Raw genomic sequence first — 20,901 nt, forward strand, 5'->3', positions numbered from 1 at the left:
TGCTCACTCAGATTCTCCTCGCCTCCACTGACATTGGTTGCGCAAGATGGACTTGATGTAGTCCTGCAACTCTTCTGACGTGGCGTGACAGACGAATTCTTTTTTACTTCTTACGATTCCCAGTTTTAAATGTTTCACTTCCTCTCCTTCGATTCGAAACCCGAACTTTTCCAAGATCGTCTTCTGCTCATTTGTCATTGGACTTCCTCCCCATGTAGTCGAAAACCCCCATGCCAAAAAGTGCAAGGGGGTCAATCGTTATTTCACTTCGATTGTGAATGCGATCGTTTCTTTTCGTTCATCAACGTCTGTTTTTTTGACTGATCTTTTTTGTCTTGTAACGAGTTGGCAAGTCTTGTTGCTAAGGATGTTGGTTATTTTGATCTCGTATTTGCCGGGCTTCTGCCGATTAATGTATTTGCTAATATCAAGTGATTCCAGTCCGTTTTCAGTGCCGTCATCTCGATTGGAAGGCTTAATGGTAGTGATTTCTTTTCCTTCGTAGGAGATCTCGATCCGGTTTTCTGAAGATATCGTAGCACTGCTGTGCTCTTGTCTAGCACCAATGGCGTTCTCTCCATATATCCACTCATACTTGGGCATATGGTAAGAGGAAGCCTTCCTACTCTCTCTAATTTTCTTCGTCCCAGTCCGCTCTGCATACGTGGAGATGAGTTGTAGGTTTTCCAATTCAGTAAGATCGCTATCAGATTCCACAGTCACAATATCTCCATCTCGATATTCCTTGCCCTCTTTTCCTCTCATGAGCATTGGGGCTTGTGGTGGAGCTATACCTGAATCACCTGGATCACAACTTTGGGACGCTGGGATTGGTGGCGTGTCCTCAATGACCTGTATGTAACCACACCATGACTTGGCAGGGTCTCTTTTGCTGTAATAGTTTACCTTGTAACGCCCTGGCTTATAGCCAGACAGTAACAAGCCTGTATGATCCCAATTCAATTTATCACTATCGACCACGACGTTATCGACTGCCCATACGCCTGGTCCTTCATCGTCATCAGCTTCACTACCGAATTCGATATGCTCTGCTGCTGTAGTCAGCCATATTACATGTACCGGGTTTTGATAGAGCCTCACTGTATTGTCTGATGAATACACGTTTGCTTTCTCGACCATGAGTGTAGATTTTTCGTTTGGTTGCATCAACACATCCAACGTGACATCTCCGCTTGTGGGACCACAAGCATTCGGTGCACCTGGAATTTGTATGTGAATCGTAGTCGACGTAGAGCTACCCCATAAGGAATCCGTTTTGTTTTCCTTGGAATCTGGCTCAAAAGTGACAGAAATCGTCATACCCGCCAGCATTTTCGGGATATCAACTTCAAAATGTTGCGCATTTGTCAACGTTTGTCCAGTTCCGTTCACCGACCATCGACCTAGGTATGCCGAATACAAAGAAATCTTACCTGGTGGCTCCGGGGCAGTAATGGTCTGATCCGGTGCCAGTTTTTGACCACTTGCATCTGTACCCATATATAGCTCCGCCATGCCAATCTGAACTGTCGTCGTCCAAGGCGACATCGAGGTATCATCAGGTAGAAAAAGGAGTTGGTATTGACCAGTCAACAACGTACCTGTTGAAAACACAGTAGCAGGAACAGATCTCATTTCTTGGTTCGTAGACTTGTTTGTTAGCTTCCACGTACCAGGTACAGAACTGTTAAAATCAGTTGACCCCATATTTCCGAAAATGGTCGTCTGCCCACCTGTCGACAAAGGCTCTCCCTCTGCTTTTTCTCCCTTATAAATACGTGGGTAATTTTGTGCTTCTACCTGAAAGCTTACGTGTAACGTACTGCTCTTTGCATTGGCATCAGTCACTACAAAGGTCAACGTATGAGAGCCAGCAGACAATTTCGCTGCGGGAATTGTAAAGCGAGGTACCTGCCATTTGAACACAGCTTGATTTGAGGTTTGCTCCATTTGTAACTCCGTTAATTCTACACCATCCAAATATACTTGCTTCCGACTTAGGTTTGTTCCATTTCCATAAGTAGTCTGTATCACGTCAATATCGAGTGGTGTCTCCGGAGGTAGAATAAACTCATCATTCTTCACCCAGTTCCAACCTTTTGAATCCAGTCCCGCAACCTGATAATCGTTAAAGATAACCATATCGTGAACAGGCTGCTTCCGGATCGGCTTAGATACTTGGCTGTTTTTTTTCATGGATGCTGTTGCCCCGGCTCCCATGGCTGGCGGTACTGACAAACCTGACAAAAAGGTACCAGTTGCCAAACACACGAGAAGTGCTTTTACAACCCATTTTTTCACGAACTGTCCTCCTACTTTTTGTCTTACGTATTTGTATGTGAACAACTGATTTTATTCGACAATAACCGTGTTATATCCTTTTATGTTCTCACGCTTTTTCCCAAGCTCGATATAGTTAAAAACTATCTGTTTAATAATTTATATAGATTTGACTTATGTCTTTTCAGTCGGTAAAAAGGAAGGTAGGGAGGGATACAGATGATTCAAACCAATCAATGGAATGCCGGGCTATACGACGCCAAAATGAATTTCGTTTCTGAATACGGCAAAGGATTAGTGGACTGGCTACAGTCGGCTCCTGGAGAAAGCATTCTTGACCTAGGCTGTGGAACAGGCGACCTGTGTGCTCAACTATCGCTTTCCGGAGCAAATGTGGCAGGAATCGACTTTTCTGCCGCCATGATTGAGGCTGCTCGCCATAAATATCCGCAGTTTGCTTTTGAAGTAGCCGATGCGCATACGTATCGTACAGATATCTGTTACGACGCTGTCTTTTCCAATGCCGCACTCCACTGGATGAAACGTCCTGCTGAAGTCGTTGAGACCATTTGGTTGGCTCTTGCTCCCGGTGGACGCTTTGTCGCGGAATTCGGGGGACACGGCAATTGCGGTCAAATCACAAAGGCATTACGGACTGTTTTGGCACAAAAAGGAATATCCGCGGATGAGCGATCACCTTGGTATTTTCCCAGCATTGGAGAGTACACGACTCTTTTGGAGAAGCAAGGCTTCCACGTCGTACTTGCCTCCCATTTTGATCGTCCCACAGTCATGGCTGATGGGGAACTGGGGCTTTCGCATTGGTTGAATTCTTTTTGCAGTCCTTTTTTTGCGGGGCTGTCCGCAGATGAAATCCAGCAAGTATGTAGGGAAGTCACTGACTTACTTCGTCCTGCTCTGTTTCAAGATGGTCAATGGGTGCTCGATTACAAACGCATTCGTGTCCTTGCCCATAAGAAATCAGAGACTGATACTCTACATGGGGGAGCTGCACAATGACTCGTATTGCCTGTCTCCATGGACATGATTCGAATATTTCCCTCATATCAGAAGCGTTCGCAGCCTTTGACGTAGAGCTCATTCATTTTGTTGATCCAGGTTTACTCCTGCAAAACGCGGGAACTCCTGTGCATACCAAGGAACAATCGCATGCCAAATTACGTGAGCAACTAAGCTGGATGCAGAGCTTGGCGGTCGATGCAATCTTGATCACTTGCACGCAATATGCCGCACTGGTAACACTAGAGGATGAGGCAACTACCACTGTCCCCATCTTCACAATCGATGGACCTTTTTTTCATGAGCTTGCACGATATACGGAGCCACAAGTTCTTCTGTTCTCCAATCCCGCTACTGTCCAACCTACGATGGAGCGTCTCGTGCAACACGCCTATTCTCACAACCTTTATCCAGAGATACGAGTAAGCATCATTGAAAATGCTTTTGCCCTGCTCATGGAAAACAAGCAGGAAGCATACAGAGAAGCGATAAAAGACGCCCTGCACCAGCTCCACCAAACATTTCCAGACCAACCTATTGCAGTGGCACAGCTCTCCATGGCACCTGTTGCCGATCAGTTTGCAAAGGAAAACGGCTGTACAATCTCCCATCCTCTACATAGTTTGACGGCCGAAATGACAAAAACGCTACAATTACAAACAAAATGTTAAGATCTTTTGGTGAAAAAAGAATAGCCCCGTTGCTTGGTCTATGGCCATTTGCAACAGGGCTATTCTTAATCAAATGAACCAAGAAAGACTAATTTACATCCCTTCGTTGGTCAAGAGAACTTCTTCTCCTTCATTCAAGCCGCTTTTGATTTCAATAAAATCAGTTCCTTCGACACCAATTTGTACTTCTTTTGGTGTTGGATCACCTGTGCTCGGGTCCTTTACCATGACGGTGCCTTGACCCGCCTCTAAAACCTCAACAGCATTAATCGGCAAGCGCAAAACATTGTCCACTTGTGCTACATAAATATCGCAGTCACCTGTCATTCCATGCTTCATATCAGTCGTATCGCTCAATTCAATTTTCACAGCAAAACGGACATTTTTCTCTTCTTTTTTCCCCTCTTTTGGAAGCTCTATAACTTTTCCGTTAAAGGGTTTATTGCCAAATGCTGATACGTAGACATCGACACTCTGACCGAGCTTGACTGCTGGAATATCCAACTCGTCAACCGCTGCGATAAAGTACACAGACGTAGTGTCCATGATAATAACCGCTGGATCGGAGCCTGGTGTTTCACCTTCTTTAATATTTACTTTTGTGATCACTCCATTTATTGGAGCCGTCACTTGATTTTTCGCAATTTCACGTTTTTTCTGTTCCATGGTCAAAATGGACTCTTTCAAAGAAAGCTCTTTTTCCTGCAGTTCGAGACCTGCCGATGTCATATCCATCTTGAACAATTGCTGCCCTACCTTGATGATGGAGTCCTTTTTTACGTCTACTCTTCCGACTTTGCCATGCGTACCTGCCAAAATTTCCATATCATCTGGCAGTTCAAACGCCGTCGCCTTTTGGCTGGCGTAAAGCACGCCCTTTTCATCTGTGAATTGGACTTCACCCATGTCTCCCACATAAAGGGCGCCTGGTTTTTTTACCAAAACTTCGACGTCGTGAACACCACCGGTGCCTTGTTCTTTTTTTCCAACTCGGTCTACATTCGTTACAATCCCATCCACATAGTACATGGAGGCACTAATGAAGACCTTCACTTTTTGTCCTGTTGAGAATCGTTCTGACTCAAATGCTGTGAACTTGCCGGTAATTTTTAAATAGTCGGTGTTAGCCAACTTGACGACAGGTGTTTCAGGCGTAACCGTGTCGCCTTCTTTTGCGAGCACTTCGATTACTTTGCCTTCCTTATCTGCATTGATTTTGTCTCTTTTGTCTTTGATTTCATTCAGTTCTTTTTTTGCACGGATAATCGCAAGCTCTTGCTTCTGCACTTCAAACTGGGCATCTGTACTGTCTATCGTGAACAATACGTCACCCTTTTTTATTGACTGTCCTTCCTTCACTAGCAGACGCTGAATTTTTCCACTGAGTTCCGGCTTCACTTCTTCACGTGCCTTTGCTTCTATCGTACCGGATGAGAAAATCGTTTTCTTTACCTCTCCTTTTTCAACGATCGCTGTCGGGAAAGTCGGCTTCTCTTCAGGTACTTCTTCGGTAACTGCATTCTTGCTCTGGAAGTACGAATAGCCGAAGTAGCCGCCTCCACCGAGAAGAACCACAACTGTGGCTAGAATGATCCACTTTTTCTTGTTCATCTTATGTTCCTCACATTCCATCACTTATTCAGATCGAATCGCTTGCAGTGCGCTTAAACGGGAAGCACGGATGGCTGGGAAAATTCCCGCCAACACCCCGATAACAAAGGAAAAACCGATTGCGAACAGTGCCAGCCAGCCTGGAATAACCGCGAGCTTGGATGGTTCCCCCTCCGGATTACCACCGCCGTAGCCCATATTCAGGCTATCCAACAGCCCGCCAGAAGCTCCGAAGTAGTTGACGAGCTCAACTGCTCCCCACGCCATCCCGAGACCAGCCAATCCTCCAATTAATCCAATAAAGCCTGATTCCATTAAAAACAGCCAACGAATATTCAGCACCGTAGCACCAATTACTTTCATGATCCCAATCTCTTTGGTTCGTTCCAAAATCGACATGATCATCGTATTGACGATTCCAATGGTTGCAACGAGCAAAGAAATGGCAGCAATTCCACCGAGAACCATCTGAATCACAAAGAAAAAGTTATTGATGGTTTCCAACTCACGTGCAGGAGACCACACTTCAAAGCCCTTTTCCTTCAGTGCAGCAACGACGCCCTCGACCTTTTCGCGTGATTCTACCTTTACCGTGATCCGATCAAATTCAAAGGTATCCTTCTTAGCTTGTTCACGAGTGCGGCGTGTCGATCCCTCGTTGTTCTCCTCTTCCCTCCCGCGAGTTACCCAGTCGTTCAACTCTTTCACGACGTTAATGGGCACGTAAACGGCAGAAGAAGATCCGCGCTCTTCAGTCTTTTTCAATTGACCGACAACCCGAACGCGCAGTTCCTTTTTCTCGTATTTCGGTTCATCGTCGATTCTGTATTCCCGTGACAAAATGAGTGTCGCTGCTCTGTCCACGATGTTGAACCCGATTGATTCTCCACCGCCCATATCAGGTGGCATAGTGGACTGTCCAGCTTGTCCACCCCCCGTCCTTCTTCGCCGTTCCTCCCGCTTTTCTTTTTCCACGTCCCGCAATTCTCGAGAGACATCGAAAGCGACTACCACTTCTTGCGGTGAGCCTGTCAGATAGTCTCCTTTTTCAATATCGTTTTTTCGATAGGCAGCCGACTCATTCACGTCCACCCCAATAAGCTGTACGTAACCTTCTCGCCTACCTACCTTAAGCTTCGCTTGCTCTCGTAATTCTTTTATCGGCATAACTGCCTGAATGCCAGGAATCTTTTTTAATTCCTGCACCGCTTGCATATTGAGCTTCTTGACTTTATCCTCTGGAACATCAATCCATTCGCCTTTTTCCTCGTACCAACGCAATGGCTCGACGTCCATTTCTGTCAAGTTTCCGAAGTTCTCCAAGCTTTTTACCGCACTTTCCTTAAGCCCTAAACTAAGTGCCATCATCGCGACGATTGCAGCCGTTCCGATCATAACACCAACCGATGTGAGGGCTGTCCGCAGCTTCATTCGCCACAGATTCCTCCAGACGATGCGAAAAGAATCTATTACCTTCACTGTTTGTTCACCTCATACCCTCGCCTACGCTGGTCTTGTCCTTTTTTGTACAACCCGTCCGTCCTGGAGATAAATGACGCGGTCGGACTGTTCCGCTACTTCCTGCTCATGGGTAACGATGATGAACGTAGTCCCATTTTCCTTGTTCATTTCTCTCATTAATAGGAGAATCTCTTGTTCCGTCTTCGAGTCCAGGTTCCCCGTCGGCTCATCCGCCAAGATGATGCCAGGCTGATTGACGAGCGCTCTCGCAATACTCACACGCTGCTGCTGTCCACCACTAAGCTCATTGGGTCTGTGGTCGATACGACCTTCCAGCCCTACGCGGTGTAGGATTTCCGTTGCTTTAGCCCGACGTTTTTTCTTGCTTTCGCCTGCAAAAATCAAGGGAAGCTCTACGTTTTCCAGCGCTGTCAGATTTGGGAGCAGATTGTATGACTGGAAGATAAAGCCCATATTTTTACGGCGAAACATGCATAGTTCATTTTCGCTGTAGCTGGAAATCTGTGCTCCGCTAACCGTGACACTCCCTTCCTCCGGCTTGGTCAAACCTGCAAGCAAATTCAAGAGCGTAGACTTACCGGAACCCGACGAGCCGCACAGAGCCACGAATTCACCCTTGTTGATATGAAGGTTGATATCATACAGCACGGGAACTTTGATTTTCCCTGTTCCGTAGCTGTGATTGACCCCTGTCACCGTCAGCTCTCCTGTTGAATTGACCATCGTTTGTCGCACCTCATTCGTTCTTTCAAAATGGAAGCTTTCGTAAACATCACATACTAAAGACGTAACATTTCGCAAAACGTAACGCTACTTTCGGAAACAATTTACGATTTACAGAATAACCATGTTTTCTTCAAAAATATGTAACAGCTACGTAACCTTTTTCAGGCTGTTACGTAATACAATGTAGATGTCAACAAACCATGGAGGGTCGAAGAAGATGACTATCTATCGCTTTTTATTTGAAACAGCAACACGCAGATGGGTCGAAATCATCAAGGCACCTAGTATGTTTGAGGCAGCAAAGCAAGCCAAACAGCTTGCAACCAAACGTTCCAAGTCCATGTCCACTACCATCAGCTTCTCTTTTCACCACGCTGCTTCTCAAGCATAAATGCACACATACATAAACCGCTTGCCCGCTAAGGGAGGCGGTTTTTATATTTTGGGGATATTATTGACAGCACCGATTTCTTCCTCTTTAATATAGAGAGAGGCATTACAGCGCATGACAGTATAGATCCGCTTCGATTGTGCAGCGGTATACAAAGGGAGATAATCACAATGACCATGAAGAAAGCACTCACCATTGCAGGTTCCGACACCAGCGGCGGAGCTGGTCAGCAAGCAGACCTCAAAACGTTTCAGGAGCTTGGTGTTTTCGGGATGACCGCCCTCACCGTTATCGTAGCCCAAGATCCACATAACGAATGGTTTCACGAAGTGTTTCCGATCGATGTCGCGATCCTGGAAAAACAAATCGAAACCGTACTCGCTGGAATTGGCGTAGATGCTGTAAAAACAGGGATGCTCGGAACCACTGAATTGGTTGACCTCGCTACCCGTAAAATAAAACAATACGATTTGAAAAATGTTGTTGTTGACCCTGTGATGATCTGTAAAGGTGCAGATGAAGCACTTCATCCAGAAATTGCCGTTAGCCTGCGTGAAGTTTTGCTCCCGCACGCAACAGTTGCGACTCCTAACCTGTTCGAAGCTGGTATTCTCAGCCAAATGGGCGCGCTGAAAAGTGTCGATGACATGAAGGAAGCGGCAAAACGTATCCACGACTTCGGCACCTCTTATGTCGTTGTTAAAGGCGGCAGCAAGCTTCAAAGCGGCAATGCCGTAGATGTTTTCTATGACGGGAAAACACTCGAGGTATTGGAATCAGAACGCTTTGAAACGAGCTTTACTCATGGTGCCGGCTGCACGTTTTCAGCTGCAATCTGTGCTGAATTGGCAAAAGGAAGCTCTGTACACAACGCAGTAGCTGTTGCCAAAGAATTTATTACCGAAGCGATTCGCCACTCGTTTGCACTCAATAAATATGTGGGACCTACTAATCACGGTGCGTACCGCATGAAAAAGCACGGCGAAGCGATTTGCTAATTACGTCCTTGTAAATAAAAACTCCTGACCATATCCGAGTCTTCCTCGGTGGGCAGGAGTTTTCTTATGTTTACGCTTGTTTTTTGATAGCGATCTCGGGATTGATTCGGGTAGCTTTTCGTTTCATGCGTACGGAGGACACCGTAAATACGATGAGCGCAGACCAGATGAATCCAAAGCTGATGAGATGTGTTTGGGTGAAAGGCTCTCCAAACAAGAAAACAGCTGATAGGAGCGATATCGTAGGCGCCACGTATTGAATGAAGCCCACAACGGAAAGTGGGAGTCTAGTCGTTGCTTGGGCGAACCAGTAGAGCGGCATGGCAGTAGCTACCCCCGCCAGCGTCAGCAATACTAGTTGCCACCACGCTAGGGATGTCATCGTCTCCGTCCCATTGACCTGTAGCATCAACAGATAACCGAAAGCAATAGGGGCCACAAATAACGTCTCCCACGCCAGTCCGATCATCGCCTCCATTCGGACGAGCTTTTTCGCCAAGCTGTAAAAAGCAAAGGTCAGGGCAAGTGATAGAGAGACCCATGGAATCTCACCGTACTGGAAGGTGATGAACATGACTCCGAAAGCCGCGAGTATAAGCGCGAGCCATTGCCCAGTATGCATTTTTTCTTTTAAGAAAATGACTCCCAGCAGTACGGTTATGAGAGGATTCATGTAATAGCCAAGACTCGTTTGCATGACTTGATCGTTATTCACTGCCCAGATAAAAATGAGCCAGTTTGCGCTGATTAGCAGTGAACATATCGCTAATGCTCCGAACATTTTAAAACCAGTAACCGCTCCCCACATACTGCGCCAGCGTTTCGTTACCTGAATAATGATTGCGACAAAAATAACCGACCAGACGATTCGATGAGCGAGTATCTCCCATGCCCCCATTGCCTGAAACAGCTTCCAATAGAGCGGGAGTAACCCCCAAGCCAAATACGCCATAACTGCGTAAATAATCCCCTGTCTCATCCTTGCTCCTCCATGTTGTTTCGCCTTCTCTTTGTCTATAGACGACTTATTGAACTTCTTCTCTATGGAGTAGTGTAACGGAAATATGAAGAAACAGCTATGTATTCTCACGAAGAATAAGGAGTCCCCTACACTTTCATTCGTTACCATATTACCAATGCATGCAGCTAGCTAATTACCTTAGTAGCACGGTGAAGGGTGGACAAAAATTTTATTGTACCACTTTTATACCTGTAGTACAATAGTCATTATTCTTCCGAGTTTAGTCATACGAAAGGAACTTTTACTTATGACATACTGGCGATCTATCTTTTTAGTTTTACTCGGCGCGTGCAGCTACGGTGTCCTCTCGATCTTCATGAAGCATGCTTTTCAACTCGGCTTTACGCCATTTGAAATGAGCGGAAGCCAATTGATTTTTGGCGGCCTGATTATGACGCTCATGGCCCTCTTTTTCTCCAAGCAACGGTTTTCGTTCAAGTATATGTTGCTTTTGGCACCAGCCAGCCTCATGATGGCCTCAACCAGTCTTTTTTACCATCAGGCTGTTAGCCGGGTCTCTGCTTCGCTCGCAATCGTTCTTCTCTTTCAGTTTACCTGGATCGGTGTCTTACTGGAGGCGGTTGTGGATCGAAAATGGCCGACGGCTGAAAAATGGGTGTCTCTGGTTATGCTTGGAGCAGGGACGGTTCTTGCAAGCGGACTTGGCGAAAGCGGCATTCAGAGTGTAGACATGGTCGGACTGATCTTCGGTCTGATGTCTGGCGCGACCTTTGCCCTGGTTATTTTCTTCAGCGGGCGAATTCTCCCTGGAATGGATCCATACTTGCGAAGCGCGATTTCGATTGGTATGGCTGCCCTGATGCTCTCGATCATTTATCCACCGACTTTCCTGATAAATGGTCAGCTTCTGCAAGGTTTGCTGCCGCTCGGTCTTTTGGTTGCGATCTTCGGTTCGGTCATCCCGATCTTCTGTTTGGCTGTCGGTGTGCCACGGATCGGTAATGGACTGGCTACCATTTTAAGTGCAGTGGAGCTGCCCACAGTCGTACTCTTGTCGAGTTTCGTGCTTCAAGAGACTGTCTCTCTCCCTCAATGGGGTGGCGTATTTATGATCCTCGCTGCCATTTGCGTACCGCAAGTAAAATGGCGGAAACTCTTCTCCCCTTCTCATGCCCTCGAGCAGGAAAGAATGTAGCGCCGTTTCCTATACACAACATACAAAAAAGCGTGCAGACGAGTTGTTCTGCACGCTTTTTTGTTAGTACTTCCCCTTCTTATAGAAGGAAGTAGATTCTCTGACTCGAATTTATTTGCGAAGACTGCCACTCAAGGGGGAAAAAGTATGGAAAAGCGGCACAGGGTGCTATTCCACCAGCTAGAGGATTATCGACAGGAGACGTTAAAAGCTATCGATGGTTTGACGGATGAAGATGTGAACATCATTCCCGATGGTTTCTCCAACAATATCTTGTGGAATCTGGGGCACATCTATCTCGATCAATATTTATGGATCGCTCACCTTACAAAAGAAACGATCCCAATCCCCCCTGGCTTCAACGAATGGTTTAACTTCGGTACAAAACCTGCTGACTGGGATACACCACCACCGAAACTCGAAGTACTCGTCTCCTTATTAAAAGAACAACCTCAGACGATACAAGCTACTTACAAGGATCGATTAGAAGAAGAGTTTCCCGCAACTGAATCCGGCATGCATACGATTGCACAAGTGCTTGTCCGAACGATTTTTCACGAAGGGGTGCACCTCGCCTCCCTCAATACAATCCGGAGGTTTCTGGGTAAATGAATCCGATCATAACGCCTATTTTTCGCATGTTTGACGTTCAGAAGGCAAGAGAATTTTATGTAGAGTTTCTAGGGTTTCAGATTGATTGGGAGCATCGTTACGAGGAGCATTTTCCTTTGTACATGCAAATTTCCTCTCCATCGTGCACGATTCATCTATCCGAGCATCACGGGGATGCTTGTCCTGGCTCAGCGATTCGCGTACAGGTAGAGAACATTGAGCTTTTTCATCAGTCACTGTTGCGTCAAAGATACAAGTACGCTTGTCCCGGTTTAGAGGAGACGCCGTGGGGAACACGCGAAGTGAGCGTGACCGATCCTTTTGGCAATCGCCTTCACTTTTATCAGCCTGTTGCTCATTCGTAGACAGATACAAAGAAAGCCCAGCCGGAGTTCCTCTACAGGAGCCACCGCTGGGCTGTTTCATTTTACATTTTGAACATATATGGGGCGATCGATGGGACTTGAACCCACGAGTGCCGGAGCCACAATCCGGTGCGTTAACCCCTTCGCCACGACCGCCATGTATAGGGTTTGCTTGGTGCGGTCGAGAGGACTTGAACCTCCACGGTGTTGCCACCACTAGAACCTGAATCTAGCGCGTCTGCCAATTCCGCCACGACCGCATATAAAAATGGTGGAGGCTGACGGGATCGAACCGCCGACCCTCTGCTTGTAAGGCAGATGCTCTCCCAGCTGAGCTAAGCCTCCAGATAACCCCACAAAGTGACGCCAATACAATGATGCATATTCCGAGTACTTTGCGGGGGCCCCGGATTACTATACGGGATGTGTAAGTGACCCGTAGGGGATTCGAACCCCTGTATGACAGCGTGAAAGGCTGCTGTGTTAAACCGCTTCACCAACGGGCCATGTATGATGGCGGATGGAGTGGGATTTGAACCCACGAGACGGTTCGACACCGCCTACACGATTTCCAATCGTGCTCCTTCGGCCGCTCGGACATCCATCCATCGAGCCTGCAAGCGTTCGCTTCGGCAAGAATTAATCTATCATATTCCCAATATGATTTCAAGTGATATTTTGAAAGTTTATCCCTTGGTCGACCTCCGTGTAATTCATATCAGGCGAATATCTAGCGAAACGAAAAAAGGGAGATTGCCTAAAGCAAGTTCACTTTCTGTTCAATATGATGCAAGTAGTATTCCTTTACAAGACGGAGTGATGCCAGTTGTCAAAAAGAAAACGCCGATCAGTAGGCTTCCCCTGTTTGTACGGAAACTGGTGTGGGCCTGGATGCTCCGGGCCGGATGCTCCGATTGATGACGTCGACAGATGCTGTAAGAGGCATGATGATTGCTATCGAAAGCACGGCTATTTTTCTTGTCATTGCGATCAGGAGCTCGTACGTTGCCTTCGAAATAAAGTAAATAACTCAACGGAAAAAGGGAGAATGGCCGGACTCATCTCGAATTTTTTTTCTCGAACAGGTTGCTTCCCCAGCAATCCCCGCTAGTTTTTTCTGAATCGTTCTCCTTGTCAGTTTTCATACGAAAATTGGTAACAACTTGGACATGAATCAGACATAATTCCCTTGTTTTTCCTTGTATTTTTTTGGTACTCTATTGAATGTCCAGGGAGGGTACGCAGCGTGGAATTGCACATACGAACAGACGCCAGTGTGGCGCTGACGTTAAAGAGAGAAATTATTTGTCATGGTATTTCCCGTTTTTATGTCCGTCCATACGATGATGATCAAGTAGAATTTATATTCCTAGCACTATCCGAGCACCAGAAGAAGCTGCTGTCTTATTCACTACGAAATTACAGCTACTGTCTAACATATCTAGCTTAATCGTTCTACGGCCATTTTTCTCCCCTTTTTAAAAGGGGAGTTTTTATTCTCTTTTTTCGATATACCCAAAACGGCGAACATCGTCTGCGGTCACGTTATGCAAGGCATTCAAAAATTCGATTTGGAAACTGCCTGGACCTACTCCCGCTGCTTTCTCTGCTGCCAGCTGCGCAGCAACACCATAGCATACCAATGCGGCAGCTCCTGCGATCAGCTTGTCATTTGCAATGGCTGCAAACGCTCCCATAACAGACGTTAACAAACAGCCAGTTCCAGTCACCTTCGTTAAGATGGGATGACCATTCCGGATCGAGTAAGTCGTTTCTCCATCCGAAATCACATCGACCTTGCCTGTAATCGCAACGATTGTCTTGAGCTTTTTCGCTGCTGCTCTCGCTAGGTCCTCGACATCTCCGCCCGCTTCCTTCGCATCTACACCTTTAATCTCCCAGCGCTCCCCGATGACATTGGCAATCTCGGCAGCATTTCCTCTTATGAGGGTAAGGTCGAGTTCCTGCGCAAGATGTTGACTTGTCTCGGTTCGGTACGATGTTGCTCCCGCTCCCACTGGATCAAACAAAACAGGCACGCCATGCTGATTCGCCGATTTTCCTGCGATCAGCATCGCTTCGATCTCATGCTCATTCAATGTCCCTATATTCAATACAAGGGCTCCTGCGATTTTTGCCATGTCTGCCACCTCTTGCTTGGCGTACGCCATGACAGGTGATGCACCAAGGGCTAACAAGCCGTTCGCTGTAAAGTTCGTGACAACTACGTTCGTCATGTTATGTACAAGTGGATTTTCCTCGCGCACTTTAATTAGTAATTGCCCGATTGTCTCCAGAATCATGATCGTTACCCCTTTCGTCTTGAACAGCGACTCGTGGAATCATCTTGTACACCTCAATGACTTCCCCTAATATAGAATGCTCTTGCATGACGCCAATGATGATATACGAATGTTTTAAAATGGGTAATTCGCGCATGTCAGCAACGATTTTCCACACCTTCCCATCCTCATCCGTCACGCTCGCACTGAAGGAGACTCTACCCGCCCCTTCTTTCAAGATGTCCACTGCATCAAGAACTCCGCATATTTTCATCCGATCATCTGGATGCATAATCCGGTTTTCCTCGACCCATTTTATCTTCATTTCTTCTACTTTTAATGTTTTCCATCGATCAAGGAACTCCCAATCTTTGGAATGCGGAAATATATGCTTCGTTTGCTCAAGGAAGGTGTTGTACTCTCCGTGCAGCTGATCTACATAATCATCTACATCCTCAGAAATCACGCGAATCGAATCTTCTCCGCATGTACGGATGTGGTGAGCCAGGTATTTGAAGGACTCGATCATGTCAAAGTTCCCCCAGCCCCAGGCCTGTTCGCCGAAAACTCCCCCCCGGGTTCGGCATTTTAGGCAGGTGAAGTAATAGTATGTAGGCATATCTGTTCCCCTATCTCCCCTATTTTGTCTCTCTTTTGGTATCGGTTGAGGAAGCGAAGCAATTTATGTTACATTCGAACCTATTTTTTGAAACTTCTCACGCAATTTGTTCACAATTTAATTTCTATTATTTAGTGTAAGTTAAATCACAAAAGGTGGCTCCCCCTAAAATTTTCAGGAAGCCACTCTTCATTATACTCCTTTTATGGCAATAAGAGGGTTACATTTTGCGACGACAGATGCAAGATTTGCTCCCACAACCGAATCGATGATTTGATCTACATCTTTATAGGCTTGCGGGCATTCATCTAGGATGGAAGCGAGCGAACGGTGATTCACCATGATCTCGTCTTCCTGTCCTACGCGCATTGCCTGCTCGAATTGATCGATGGTCACAAGCTCCTTCGTTGCTTTGCGGGAACGAACACGCCCTGCACCATGACAGATCGAATAAAAGTTTTTGGCTCCGACGTCCGATCCGACCATGATATAGGACGATGTTCCCATAGAACCTGGGATCAAAGCTGGATGTCCTGTTTCACGATAAGCCTTCGGATTTTGGAAATGGCCTGCTGGCAACGCCTTCGTCGCTCCTTTGCGGTGGACGAGCATCGGTGTGTTACGATGGAATTCTTTCAAGGCGTAATTATGCATCAAATCATACAGGACTGGTGTACGCATCTCGCTACCGAAAACATCGCGAAACGCCTGCTCAACAGAAAATCCGATCATATGCCGATTCGTTACCGCAAAGTTCAGCGCGGAGTACATCAAATTCAAATACTGTTGCCCCTCCTCGCTTTGAATCGGAGCATATACCAGGCTCGGCTCGGGATTATGAATCCCCCATTTGTACATGGCTTCCTTGAAGCTTTTGGTGTAATCACGCCCTAGCATTGCCCCCCACGCCCGCGAACCGGAATGAATCATGATGACGACCTGACCATCGAACAGTCCCCACGCTTTCGCAATCTCCCTGTTCTCCTCCGCGATCTCGATATGCTGGATTTCAATAAAGTGGTTACCGCCCCCCAATGTTCCCAACTGGCCCCACCCACGACTCCAAGATTTTTGCGGTATTTGCTCCAGGAAGGAATGGTCGAATTCAAATGTGTACTTTTCCACATGCGAGAAAGAACGGCTTAGCATGTCGGGCGCTTCTTCTGTATCCGGAATGTAGTTGCTAGGGAGTCCTTTTAAGCCATGCTTCACTACTTCCTCCAAGCGAATATCTGTAAAATGCGTATTTCCCCGTTCGTTTGTCGGGACGTACGCTTCGATCGCTTCAATCAGTGCACGTTTAAGGCTCTTGTCTTTGAGGTCGTCTCGATGCAAGGGAGTCAGATGCACACGCATTCCACATCCAATGTCTGATCCGACGATGGAAGGCGAGACAAATCCATCGGCAAGATTCCAAACCGCTGTCGTCCCAATGCAGGTCCCAACGCCCACATGCGCATCGGGCGTATACGAAAAATAAACATTTCGCGGAATACGCAAATTATTGTCTGCCATTTGATATACGCGTTCACCGAAGCTCGCAAAGACTTCGTCATTCGCAAAAACGTGCACATCTCCATTCTCCAGCTTTATTTCACGATGGTTGTTTCCATGCAAGATTGTTTTCATCATCCATTTCTCCTGTCTCTCACAGCCTGCGCTGTTTTTCATACCCTTATTTTCCATCCGTGCATGTGGTTTGAACATGGTAAAAGTATTACGAACCTCTTTTTATCATTGACTTCTCTTCAGCCTCTTCGTAATATGAGGACTAATTTGGAAATAAATGACGAATGAATAAGGATGAATGTAATGGCACGCGAAAGCTTTGACAAAGAGCTGCAATTGCTCCGTCTCCTGTTTTTGACCGCTGGTGCCTACAATCGGCAGCAGTTAGCCGAGCGGCTCGGGATCTCCGTTCATACGCTTGATAAAACGATAAAAAAGCTGAAGGACATCCAATCGACCTTTTATCAGCATGTCGGCGATGAGGAGAAAAAAGAGTATTACGCGCAGCTTCGTTACAACTATTTTGAGGTGACGGACAATTTCTTGATGTTTTTGTATCATGCAAAATCATTGAAGGATTCGGAAGTAGAGCGACTGTCGCACATCTTGGAAAAGCTCAGACAACAGCCTCTCTCCATTAAAGACTTGCTGGATACGTTTGTGGATACAGAGCCCGATGAAAAAACGATTCGCCAAGACATGAAATACCTCGAAGAAATTGGCGTGATAAAAAATAGTAGTGAAGTCAGACCGTACGTTTATCAATTCGATGGTGAGCTACTAGACTCGCTGACGGACGACGAGCTATTAGATCTGTATGATTTCATCGACTTCATGGCCAATACACAGCTGCCGGCCGTCCCTGGTTATCTCCTGCAAGAAAAAGTGAAGCGTTATCTCAAATATCGCTTGAAGCTAACCGATGCATCTGCGTTTTTATACAAATATCATTTTGTCTCACGTATTCTCGATGAATATCAAGCTTTGCTTCTTACGGAAGCTATTCGTCAGCGAAAAATCGTTGAATTTCACTACTACACGCCCAAACGTCGAAAGTTTTACGATTCCCAAAATACAAATCCGGCCTTCCAACGGGATTCATCCGGACGACATCAAAAGGTGATTCCACTCCGGGTTATTTTTGATCATCAATACGGCAGATGGTACTTGCTGGCACAAGGGTGCGGCAATGGTCCGCTGCGCAAATACCGTGTGGAAGGTATGACCAAGCTCGTAACAGGCAATTCCGTTACGCCGGAAATCTTCTCTTCCTTACAAGCAAGTGCGGATGAGCGCATTGCCCATAGTTGGCTGATTGATACCGGAAAACTCGTAACCGTACGCCTTCGCTTTTTTCAGCCTCGCAACACGCCTCATTCCTTTATCCAAGAGCGAGTAGAGGCACAAGGACAATGGGGGATTGTGACAGAAGAATCACGGGAGAGCTTTGTGTACGAGATAAACGTGAACAGCACGATGGAAATTACCCCGTGGATTCGCAGCTTCGGTTCAAGCGTCGAAGTTCTTGAACCGCTGTTTCTTCGCAAGCAATTCCAAAAAGAATGGGAGGAGCTGCTCGCCTACTATGAATCTGTTTGATAAGATACATAATTACCAGCTAGTGACGCGGCTGGATGAAGCAGGTGTTTATCCGGTAACTTCACACGAAAAAGCGTGGCTCGCCCTGATGTTGGCGAATCCGTCTGCGGCAGAAATTTTCGAGCCCGCTACACTCGATAAGCTTCGCCGTTTGACACACATACCAGAAAGTGAATCGACCGAACAAGAACGATTCGTGGAAAAAGCGCAAACACAGGCCAAACAACTCTGGAGTCCACTCGTGCGCACCCTGCGACGAATCATACTTGGCAAGAATCACATAAAAATAACCGCAGCCACGAACAAAGGCCCGGTTTTTCGCAATCAACGAGGGGTTCCCTACAAGCTGGAATATTCACTTGCCAAGAAGGCCTGGTACCTGATCTGGCTGAACATGTCTTCCAATCGCCTGATCACGACTCCGCTGCATCTCATTCGCTCCGTCGATGAGCTTCACATAGAAGATGTATGGTATGACAGTTTTTTACCGACCATTTCGGAACAGATCCAACAGCGCAAGCAGATGGCAAAAATTGTGATCATCCGTCGTTACAACGCTGAGCTCCAGCGCATCTTGTACGCCTTTTCCTGCTTTGACAAAGAGGTCGCTTTTGATCCAGAATCGCAGGTGTATACGATCACCCTGCACTTTCTATCTGACGAACAGGAGTTTATTTTATCGCGCATTCGTTTTCTCGGCCTGCGGGTAAAAGTAGTAGAAAACGATCAACTCAAACAGCGAATGGCAGAGTCGGCAATGAACGCCTTGGCAAGATATACTGAATCTCCACTTTGATTGTCCCAAAAAATCAGGAAATCATACCCTATTCGATTTCCTGCATTTCCCTTATTATAGTTCAGGTGAGATAGTAGCTAATCCAAGTCAGAGGTAGAAATGATGAAAACAACATGTAAAAAAGCGTCTCTCATATGTGGGCTATGGCTTAGTCTGTCATGGCCGTTTATTACGGAGCCGACGCAAGCAGCAAGTGTCATCCAGGCAAAAGTGATCGCAACCTCTCTGAACGTTCGCAGTGAACCAGCCCCCAATGCTTCTGTTGTCGCTACCGTGCCATATGGAGCGGTCGTGACGATTACCGATGAAGCATACGGTTGGGCAAAAATTAGATACAATCAAAAGGTAGGCTGGGTCGCGGGATATTACTTGCAAAAAGGTGCGGTAACGAGTGCGGGTTCAGCTTCTTCCCCAGCCAATACAACCACTGTCAAAAGCAAGCAAGGCACCGTTTTGGCCGATTCGCTTCGAATGCGAAAAGGACCAAGCACGAGCCATGAGATTATCCTTTCGCTGCCCAGAGGAACCCGTGTAGACATTTTGCAAAAGCAAGCAGACTGGATCCAAGCGAGAACTTCCAACGGACAAACAGGCTGGGTGTCTGCGACGTATATTGGCGATGCCAAGTCCAGCGCTCCGGTGTCCAAAAGCTCCAAAACGCCAGGCTTAAAAGGGAAAGTCATCGTCATCGACCCGGGACATGGTGGTTCTGATATCGGGACACAGGGAACGAAGTGGAATAGTATGGAAAAAACGTTGAATTACAAAACGTCCATGCTGCTCGCCAGCAAACTGCGACAACGCGGTGCGCAAGTCTTCATGACGAGGACCAGTGACACAGAAAAGCCTTCGCTATCGCAGCGTGTCGCTTTTAGCGAATCCAAGGCGGCAGATGCCTTCATCAGCATCCATTACAATTCTTCTCCGAAGCCAAATAGCGGGACACTTACGTTTTATTATTCGCAAGACAAAGATGAGCCGTTAGCTCGAGCGATTGAGACTCGCTTGGGTGGTGGCATCGGCTTAAGAAGCAACGGCATTTCATTCGGCAATTATCACGTCCTGCGCGAAAATAGTGATCCATCCGTCTTAATTGAGCTTGGCTTCCTATCGAATCCAAAGGATGAAGGCATTGTTCGTACATCGTCCTATCAGGACAAAGCTGCGCAGGCGATTACGGAAGCACTAGCTGATTACTTCGGTCGATAATCGTACGGCTGGACACTGTAGAAGAACAGCCTCCGCTCGAATTTTCCTTTGGCACCAATGATCTGATACCAGGTCTCTCCGATCAAAAGGTCGGTTGCGAAATCTTTCTCCAGCAGATTGGTGATCATCTCCATGACCGCTTTCTCATTGTCTTTTTGGATTTTCAACGACAAGGCCAGGACGAAATACGCCTGGTCTTCTTCCATTTCCAACAAATGCAGACGGGCTGTACCACGGCGTTTGGCGTTGAAACCATCGATCACATTTGACAGGCCCTTTTTTGCCTGCACTTTATACTTTGTCGCTTCCCTCCAGGAGGAAATAACCGCATCGTACAACGAAAACGTCAGGATGAAATGGCTGGCGTAATCCTTCGGGTCAAAAGGCTCCGGTCCCATCTGCTTCTCATCCGCTGGTATGACAACGAATGCTTTGTAGTTGCTAAAAAACGGATCGCTCATGGCAGGTCCTTTCCATCGATAGTATCTGTGTTGGTTAGTATCCACTAGGAAAGCAGGATATTATGTACAAAAACGGTCATAAACGTTCAAAAG

At 46.7% G+C, this 20,901-nt stretch carries 20 protein-coding genes and 5 tRNA genes; 10 read left to right on the forward strand and 15 right to left on the reverse strand.

Annotated elements, in window-relative coordinates; translation table 11 throughout:
* Positions 1-3: 3 nt before the first annotated feature.
* Entirely contained in the window at positions 4-198 is a 195-nt protein-coding gene (locus tag HPY28_RS07100) for a hypothetical protein (protein ID WP_170831631.1), read from the reverse strand.
* Positions 199-258: 60 nt separating this feature from the next.
* Entirely contained in the window at positions 259-2,301 is a 2,043-nt protein-coding gene (locus HPY28_RS07105) for a hypothetical protein (RefSeq protein WP_174230291.1), read from the reverse strand.
* Between the two features lie 198 nt (positions 2,302-2,499).
* Between HPY28_RS07105 and HPY28_RS07110 the strand changes: the two genes are divergently transcribed.
* On the forward strand, positions 2,500-3,300 hold the full coding sequence (locus HPY28_RS07110) for a class I SAM-dependent methyltransferase (RefSeq protein WP_174230292.1): 801 nt from the start codon (positions 2,500-2,502) through the stop codon (positions 3,298-3,300).
* Positions 3,297-3,971, forward strand: a complete 675-nt coding sequence (locus HPY28_RS07115; protein WP_174230293.1) for a hypothetical protein — start codon at positions 3,297-3,299, stop codon at positions 3,969-3,971. The genes HPY28_RS07110 and HPY28_RS07115 overlap by 4 nt, the downstream gene beginning before the upstream one ends.
* A gap of 93 nt (positions 3,972-4,064) precedes the next feature.
* Here HPY28_RS07115 and HPY28_RS07120 read toward each other — a convergent pair whose 3' ends face one another.
* Genes HPY28_RS07120 through HPY28_RS07130 form a run of 3 tightly spaced genes read right to left on the reverse strand, consistent with a single transcriptional unit; the run spans position 4,065 to position 7,787 of the window.
* Positions 4,065-5,582 (reverse strand): efflux RND transporter periplasmic adaptor subunit, encoded by a 1,518-nt coding sequence (locus tag HPY28_RS07120; protein WP_174230294.1) that lies wholly within the window; start codon positions 5,580-5,582, stop codon positions 4,065-4,067.
* A gap of 24 nt (positions 5,583-5,606) precedes the next feature.
* A complete protein-coding gene (locus HPY28_RS07125) occupies positions 5,607-7,061 on the reverse strand; it encodes an ABC transporter permease (RefSeq protein WP_017249628.1) in 1,455 nt (484 codons plus the stop codon).
* A 24-nt stretch (positions 7,062-7,085) separates the two neighbouring features.
* On the reverse strand, positions 7,086-7,787 hold the full coding sequence (locus tag HPY28_RS07130) for an ABC transporter ATP-binding protein (RefSeq protein WP_017249629.1): 702 nt from the start codon (positions 7,785-7,787) through the stop codon (positions 7,086-7,088).
* 220 nt (positions 7,788-8,007) lie between these two features.
* Here HPY28_RS07130 and HPY28_RS07135 point away from each other — a divergent pair, with 220 nt between their 5' ends.
* Positions 8,008-8,181 carry a hypothetical protein gene (locus tag HPY28_RS07135; RefSeq protein ID WP_007723176.1) on the forward strand — a complete coding sequence of 58 codons (174 nt, stop codon included), beginning with the start codon at positions 8,008-8,010 and terminating at the stop codon, positions 8,179-8,181.
* Between the two features lie 170 nt (positions 8,182-8,351).
* Positions 8,352-9,179, forward strand: a complete 828-nt coding sequence (gene pdxK / locus HPY28_RS07140) for a pyridoxine/pyridoxal/pyridoxamine kinase (protein ID WP_017249630.1) — start codon at positions 8,352-8,354, stop codon at positions 9,177-9,179.
* A gap of 70 nt (positions 9,180-9,249) precedes the next feature.
* On the opposite strand, the gene rarD is transcribed toward pdxK, so the two are convergent.
* Positions 9,250-10,158: an EamA family transporter RarD gene (gene rarD / locus HPY28_RS07145; protein WP_173622229.1), complete on the reverse strand. Its 909-nt coding sequence runs from the start codon at positions 10,156-10,158 to the stop codon at positions 9,250-9,252.
* Positions 10,159-10,447: 289 nt separating this feature from the next.
* On the opposite strand from rarD, the gene HPY28_RS07150 reads away from it, so the two are divergent.
* From HPY28_RS07150 to HPY28_RS07160, 3 genes are all read left to right on the forward strand, one after another.
* Positions 10,448-11,356: an EamA family transporter gene (locus HPY28_RS07150; RefSeq protein ID WP_174224392.1), complete on the forward strand. Its 909-nt coding sequence runs from the start codon at positions 10,448-10,450 to the stop codon at positions 11,354-11,356.
* A gap of 147 nt (positions 11,357-11,503) precedes the next feature.
* The gene (locus HPY28_RS07155; protein WP_174230295.1) at positions 11,504-11,968 is read left to right on the forward strand and encodes a DinB family protein; all 465 of its coding nucleotides are present in this window, start codon (positions 11,504-11,506) and stop codon (positions 11,966-11,968) included.
* Positions 11,965-12,333, forward strand: a complete 369-nt coding sequence (locus tag HPY28_RS07160) for a glyoxalase superfamily protein (RefSeq protein WP_174230296.1) — start codon at positions 11,965-11,967, stop codon at positions 12,331-12,333. The genes HPY28_RS07155 and HPY28_RS07160 overlap by 4 nt, the downstream gene beginning before the upstream one ends.
* Before the next feature lie 80 nt (positions 12,334-12,413).
* Here HPY28_RS07160 and HPY28_RS07165 read toward each other — a convergent pair.
* The 8 genes from HPY28_RS07165 to HPY28_RS07205 all read right to left on the reverse strand — a co-directional run bounded on the left by HPY28_RS07165 (position 12,414) and on the right by HPY28_RS07205 (position 16,863).
* Positions 12,414-12,489 (reverse strand) — tRNA-His (locus tag HPY28_RS07165).
* A 17-nt stretch (positions 12,490-12,506) separates the two neighbouring features.
* Positions 12,507-12,593: transfer RNA gene (locus HPY28_RS07170), tRNA-Leu, on the reverse strand.
* 9 nt (positions 12,594-12,602) lie between these two features.
* Positions 12,603-12,678, reverse strand: a tRNA-Val gene (locus HPY28_RS07175).
* Between the two features lie 87 nt (positions 12,679-12,765).
* A tRNA-Glu gene (locus HPY28_RS07180) sits at positions 12,766-12,839 on the reverse strand.
* 8 nt (positions 12,840-12,847) lie between these two features.
* Positions 12,848-12,940, reverse strand: a tRNA-Ser gene (locus tag HPY28_RS07185).
* Between the two features lie 886 nt (positions 12,941-13,826).
* Positions 13,827-14,636 carry a hydroxyethylthiazole kinase gene (gene thiM / locus HPY28_RS07195; RefSeq protein ID WP_173622232.1) on the reverse strand — a complete coding sequence of 270 codons (810 nt, stop codon included), beginning with the start codon at positions 14,634-14,636 and terminating at the stop codon, positions 13,827-13,829.
* Positions 14,602-15,144 carry a hypothetical protein gene (locus tag HPY28_RS07200; RefSeq protein ID WP_254613069.1) on the reverse strand — a complete coding sequence of 181 codons (543 nt, stop codon included), beginning with the start codon at positions 15,142-15,144 and terminating at the stop codon, positions 14,602-14,604. The genes thiM and HPY28_RS07200 overlap by 35 nt, the downstream gene beginning before the upstream one ends.
* 282 nt (positions 15,145-15,426) lie before the next feature.
* The gene (locus HPY28_RS07205; RefSeq protein ID WP_174230364.1) at positions 15,427-16,863 is read right to left on the reverse strand and encodes an RtcB family protein; all 1,437 of its coding nucleotides are present in this window, start codon (positions 16,861-16,863) and stop codon (positions 15,427-15,429) included.
* A 183-nt stretch (positions 16,864-17,046) separates the two neighbouring features.
* On the opposite strand from HPY28_RS07205, the gene HPY28_RS07210 reads away from it, so the two are divergent.
* From HPY28_RS07210 to HPY28_RS07220, 3 genes are all read left to right on the forward strand, one after another.
* Positions 17,047-18,342, forward strand: coding sequence for a helix-turn-helix transcriptional regulator (locus HPY28_RS07210; protein WP_026043357.1), 1,296 nt, complete (start codon positions 17,047-17,049; stop codon positions 18,340-18,342).
* Positions 18,329-19,138, forward strand: coding sequence for a WYL domain-containing protein (locus HPY28_RS07215; RefSeq protein ID WP_017252017.1), 810 nt, complete (start codon positions 18,329-18,331; stop codon positions 19,136-19,138). Before HPY28_RS07210 ends, HPY28_RS07215 begins: the two co-directional genes overlap by 14 nt.
* Positions 19,139-19,240: 102 nt before the next feature.
* Entirely contained in the window at positions 19,241-20,347 is a 1,107-nt protein-coding gene (locus tag HPY28_RS07220) for an N-acetylmuramoyl-L-alanine amidase family protein (protein ID WP_017252018.1), read from the forward strand.
* On the opposite strand, the gene HPY28_RS07225 is transcribed toward HPY28_RS07220, so the two are convergent.
* Positions 20,332-20,808 carry a hypothetical protein gene (locus tag HPY28_RS07225; protein WP_017252019.1) on the reverse strand — a complete coding sequence of 159 codons (477 nt, stop codon included), beginning with the start codon at positions 20,806-20,808 and terminating at the stop codon, positions 20,332-20,334. The genes HPY28_RS07220 and HPY28_RS07225 overlap by 16 nt on opposite strands.
* Positions 20,809-20,901: the final 93 nt, after the last annotated feature.

The sequence above is a fragment of the Brevibacillus sp. HB1.2 genome, assembly GCF_013332495.1.
Taxonomy (GTDB): domain Bacteria; phylum Bacillota; class Bacilli; order Brevibacillales; family Brevibacillaceae; genus Brevibacillus; species Brevibacillus porteri.

What these genes read in the sequence shown, in the direction of transcription:
- HPY28_RS07220 (WP_017252018.1), top strand. Translation starts at nt 19,241, where the DNA reads ATGAAAACAACATGTAAAAAAGCGTCTCTCATATGTGGGCTATGGCTT.
- HPY28_RS07155 (WP_174230295.1), top strand. Translation starts at nt 11,504, where the DNA reads ATGGAAAAGCGGCACAGGGTGCTATTCCACCAGCTAGAGGATTATCGA.
- pdxK (WP_017249630.1), top strand. Translation starts at nt 8,352, where the DNA reads ATGACCATGAAGAAAGCACTCACCATTGCAGGTTCCGACACCAGCGGC.
- HPY28_RS07130 (WP_017249629.1), bottom strand. Translation starts at nt 7,787, where the DNA reads ATGGTCAATTCAACAGGAGAGCTGACGGTGACAGGGGTCAATCACAGC.
- HPY28_RS07115 (WP_174230293.1), top strand. Translation starts at nt 3,297, where the DNA reads ATGACTCGTATTGCCTGTCTCCATGGACATGATTCGAATATTTCCCTC.
- HPY28_RS07225 (WP_017252019.1), bottom strand. Translation starts at nt 20,808, where the DNA reads ATGAGCGATCCGTTTTTTAGCAACTACAAAGCATTCGTTGTCATACCA.
- HPY28_RS07120 (WP_174230294.1), bottom strand. Translation starts at nt 5,582, where the DNA reads ATGAACAAGAAAAAGTGGATCATTCTAGCCACAGTTGTGGTTCTTCTC.
- HPY28_RS07210 (WP_026043357.1), top strand. Translation starts at nt 17,047, where the DNA reads ATGGCACGCGAAAGCTTTGACAAAGAGCTGCAATTGCTCCGTCTCCTG.
- rarD (WP_173622229.1), bottom strand. Translation starts at nt 10,158, where the DNA reads ATGAGACAGGGGATTATTTACGCAGTTATGGCGTATTTGGCTTGGGGG.
- HPY28_RS07160 (WP_174230296.1), top strand. Translation starts at nt 11,965, where the DNA reads ATGAATCCGATCATAACGCCTATTTTTCGCATGTTTGACGTTCAGAAG.
- HPY28_RS07205 (WP_174230364.1), bottom strand. Translation starts at nt 16,863, where the DNA reads ATGAAAACAATCTTGCATGGAAACAACCATCGTGAAATAAAGCTGGAG.
- HPY28_RS07215 (WP_017252017.1), top strand. Translation starts at nt 18,329, where the DNA reads ATGAATCTGTTTGATAAGATACATAATTACCAGCTAGTGACGCGGCTG.
- HPY28_RS07100 (WP_170831631.1), bottom strand. Translation starts at nt 198, where the DNA reads ATGACAAATGAGCAGAAGACGATCTTGGAAAAGTTCGGGTTTCGAATC.
- HPY28_RS07135 (WP_007723176.1), top strand. Translation starts at nt 8,008, where the DNA reads ATGACTATCTATCGCTTTTTATTTGAAACAGCAACACGCAGATGGGTC.
- thiM (WP_173622232.1), bottom strand. Translation starts at nt 14,636, where the DNA reads ATGATTCTGGAGACAATCGGGCAATTACTAATTAAAGTGCGCGAGGAA.
- HPY28_RS07150 (WP_174224392.1), top strand. Translation starts at nt 10,448, where the DNA reads ATGACATACTGGCGATCTATCTTTTTAGTTTTACTCGGCGCGTGCAGC.
- HPY28_RS07110 (WP_174230292.1), top strand. Translation starts at nt 2,500, where the DNA reads ATGATTCAAACCAATCAATGGAATGCCGGGCTATACGACGCCAAAATG.
- HPY28_RS07200 (WP_254613069.1), bottom strand. Translation starts at nt 15,144, where the DNA reads ATGATCGAGTCCTTCAAATACCTGGCTCACCACATCCGTACATGCGGA.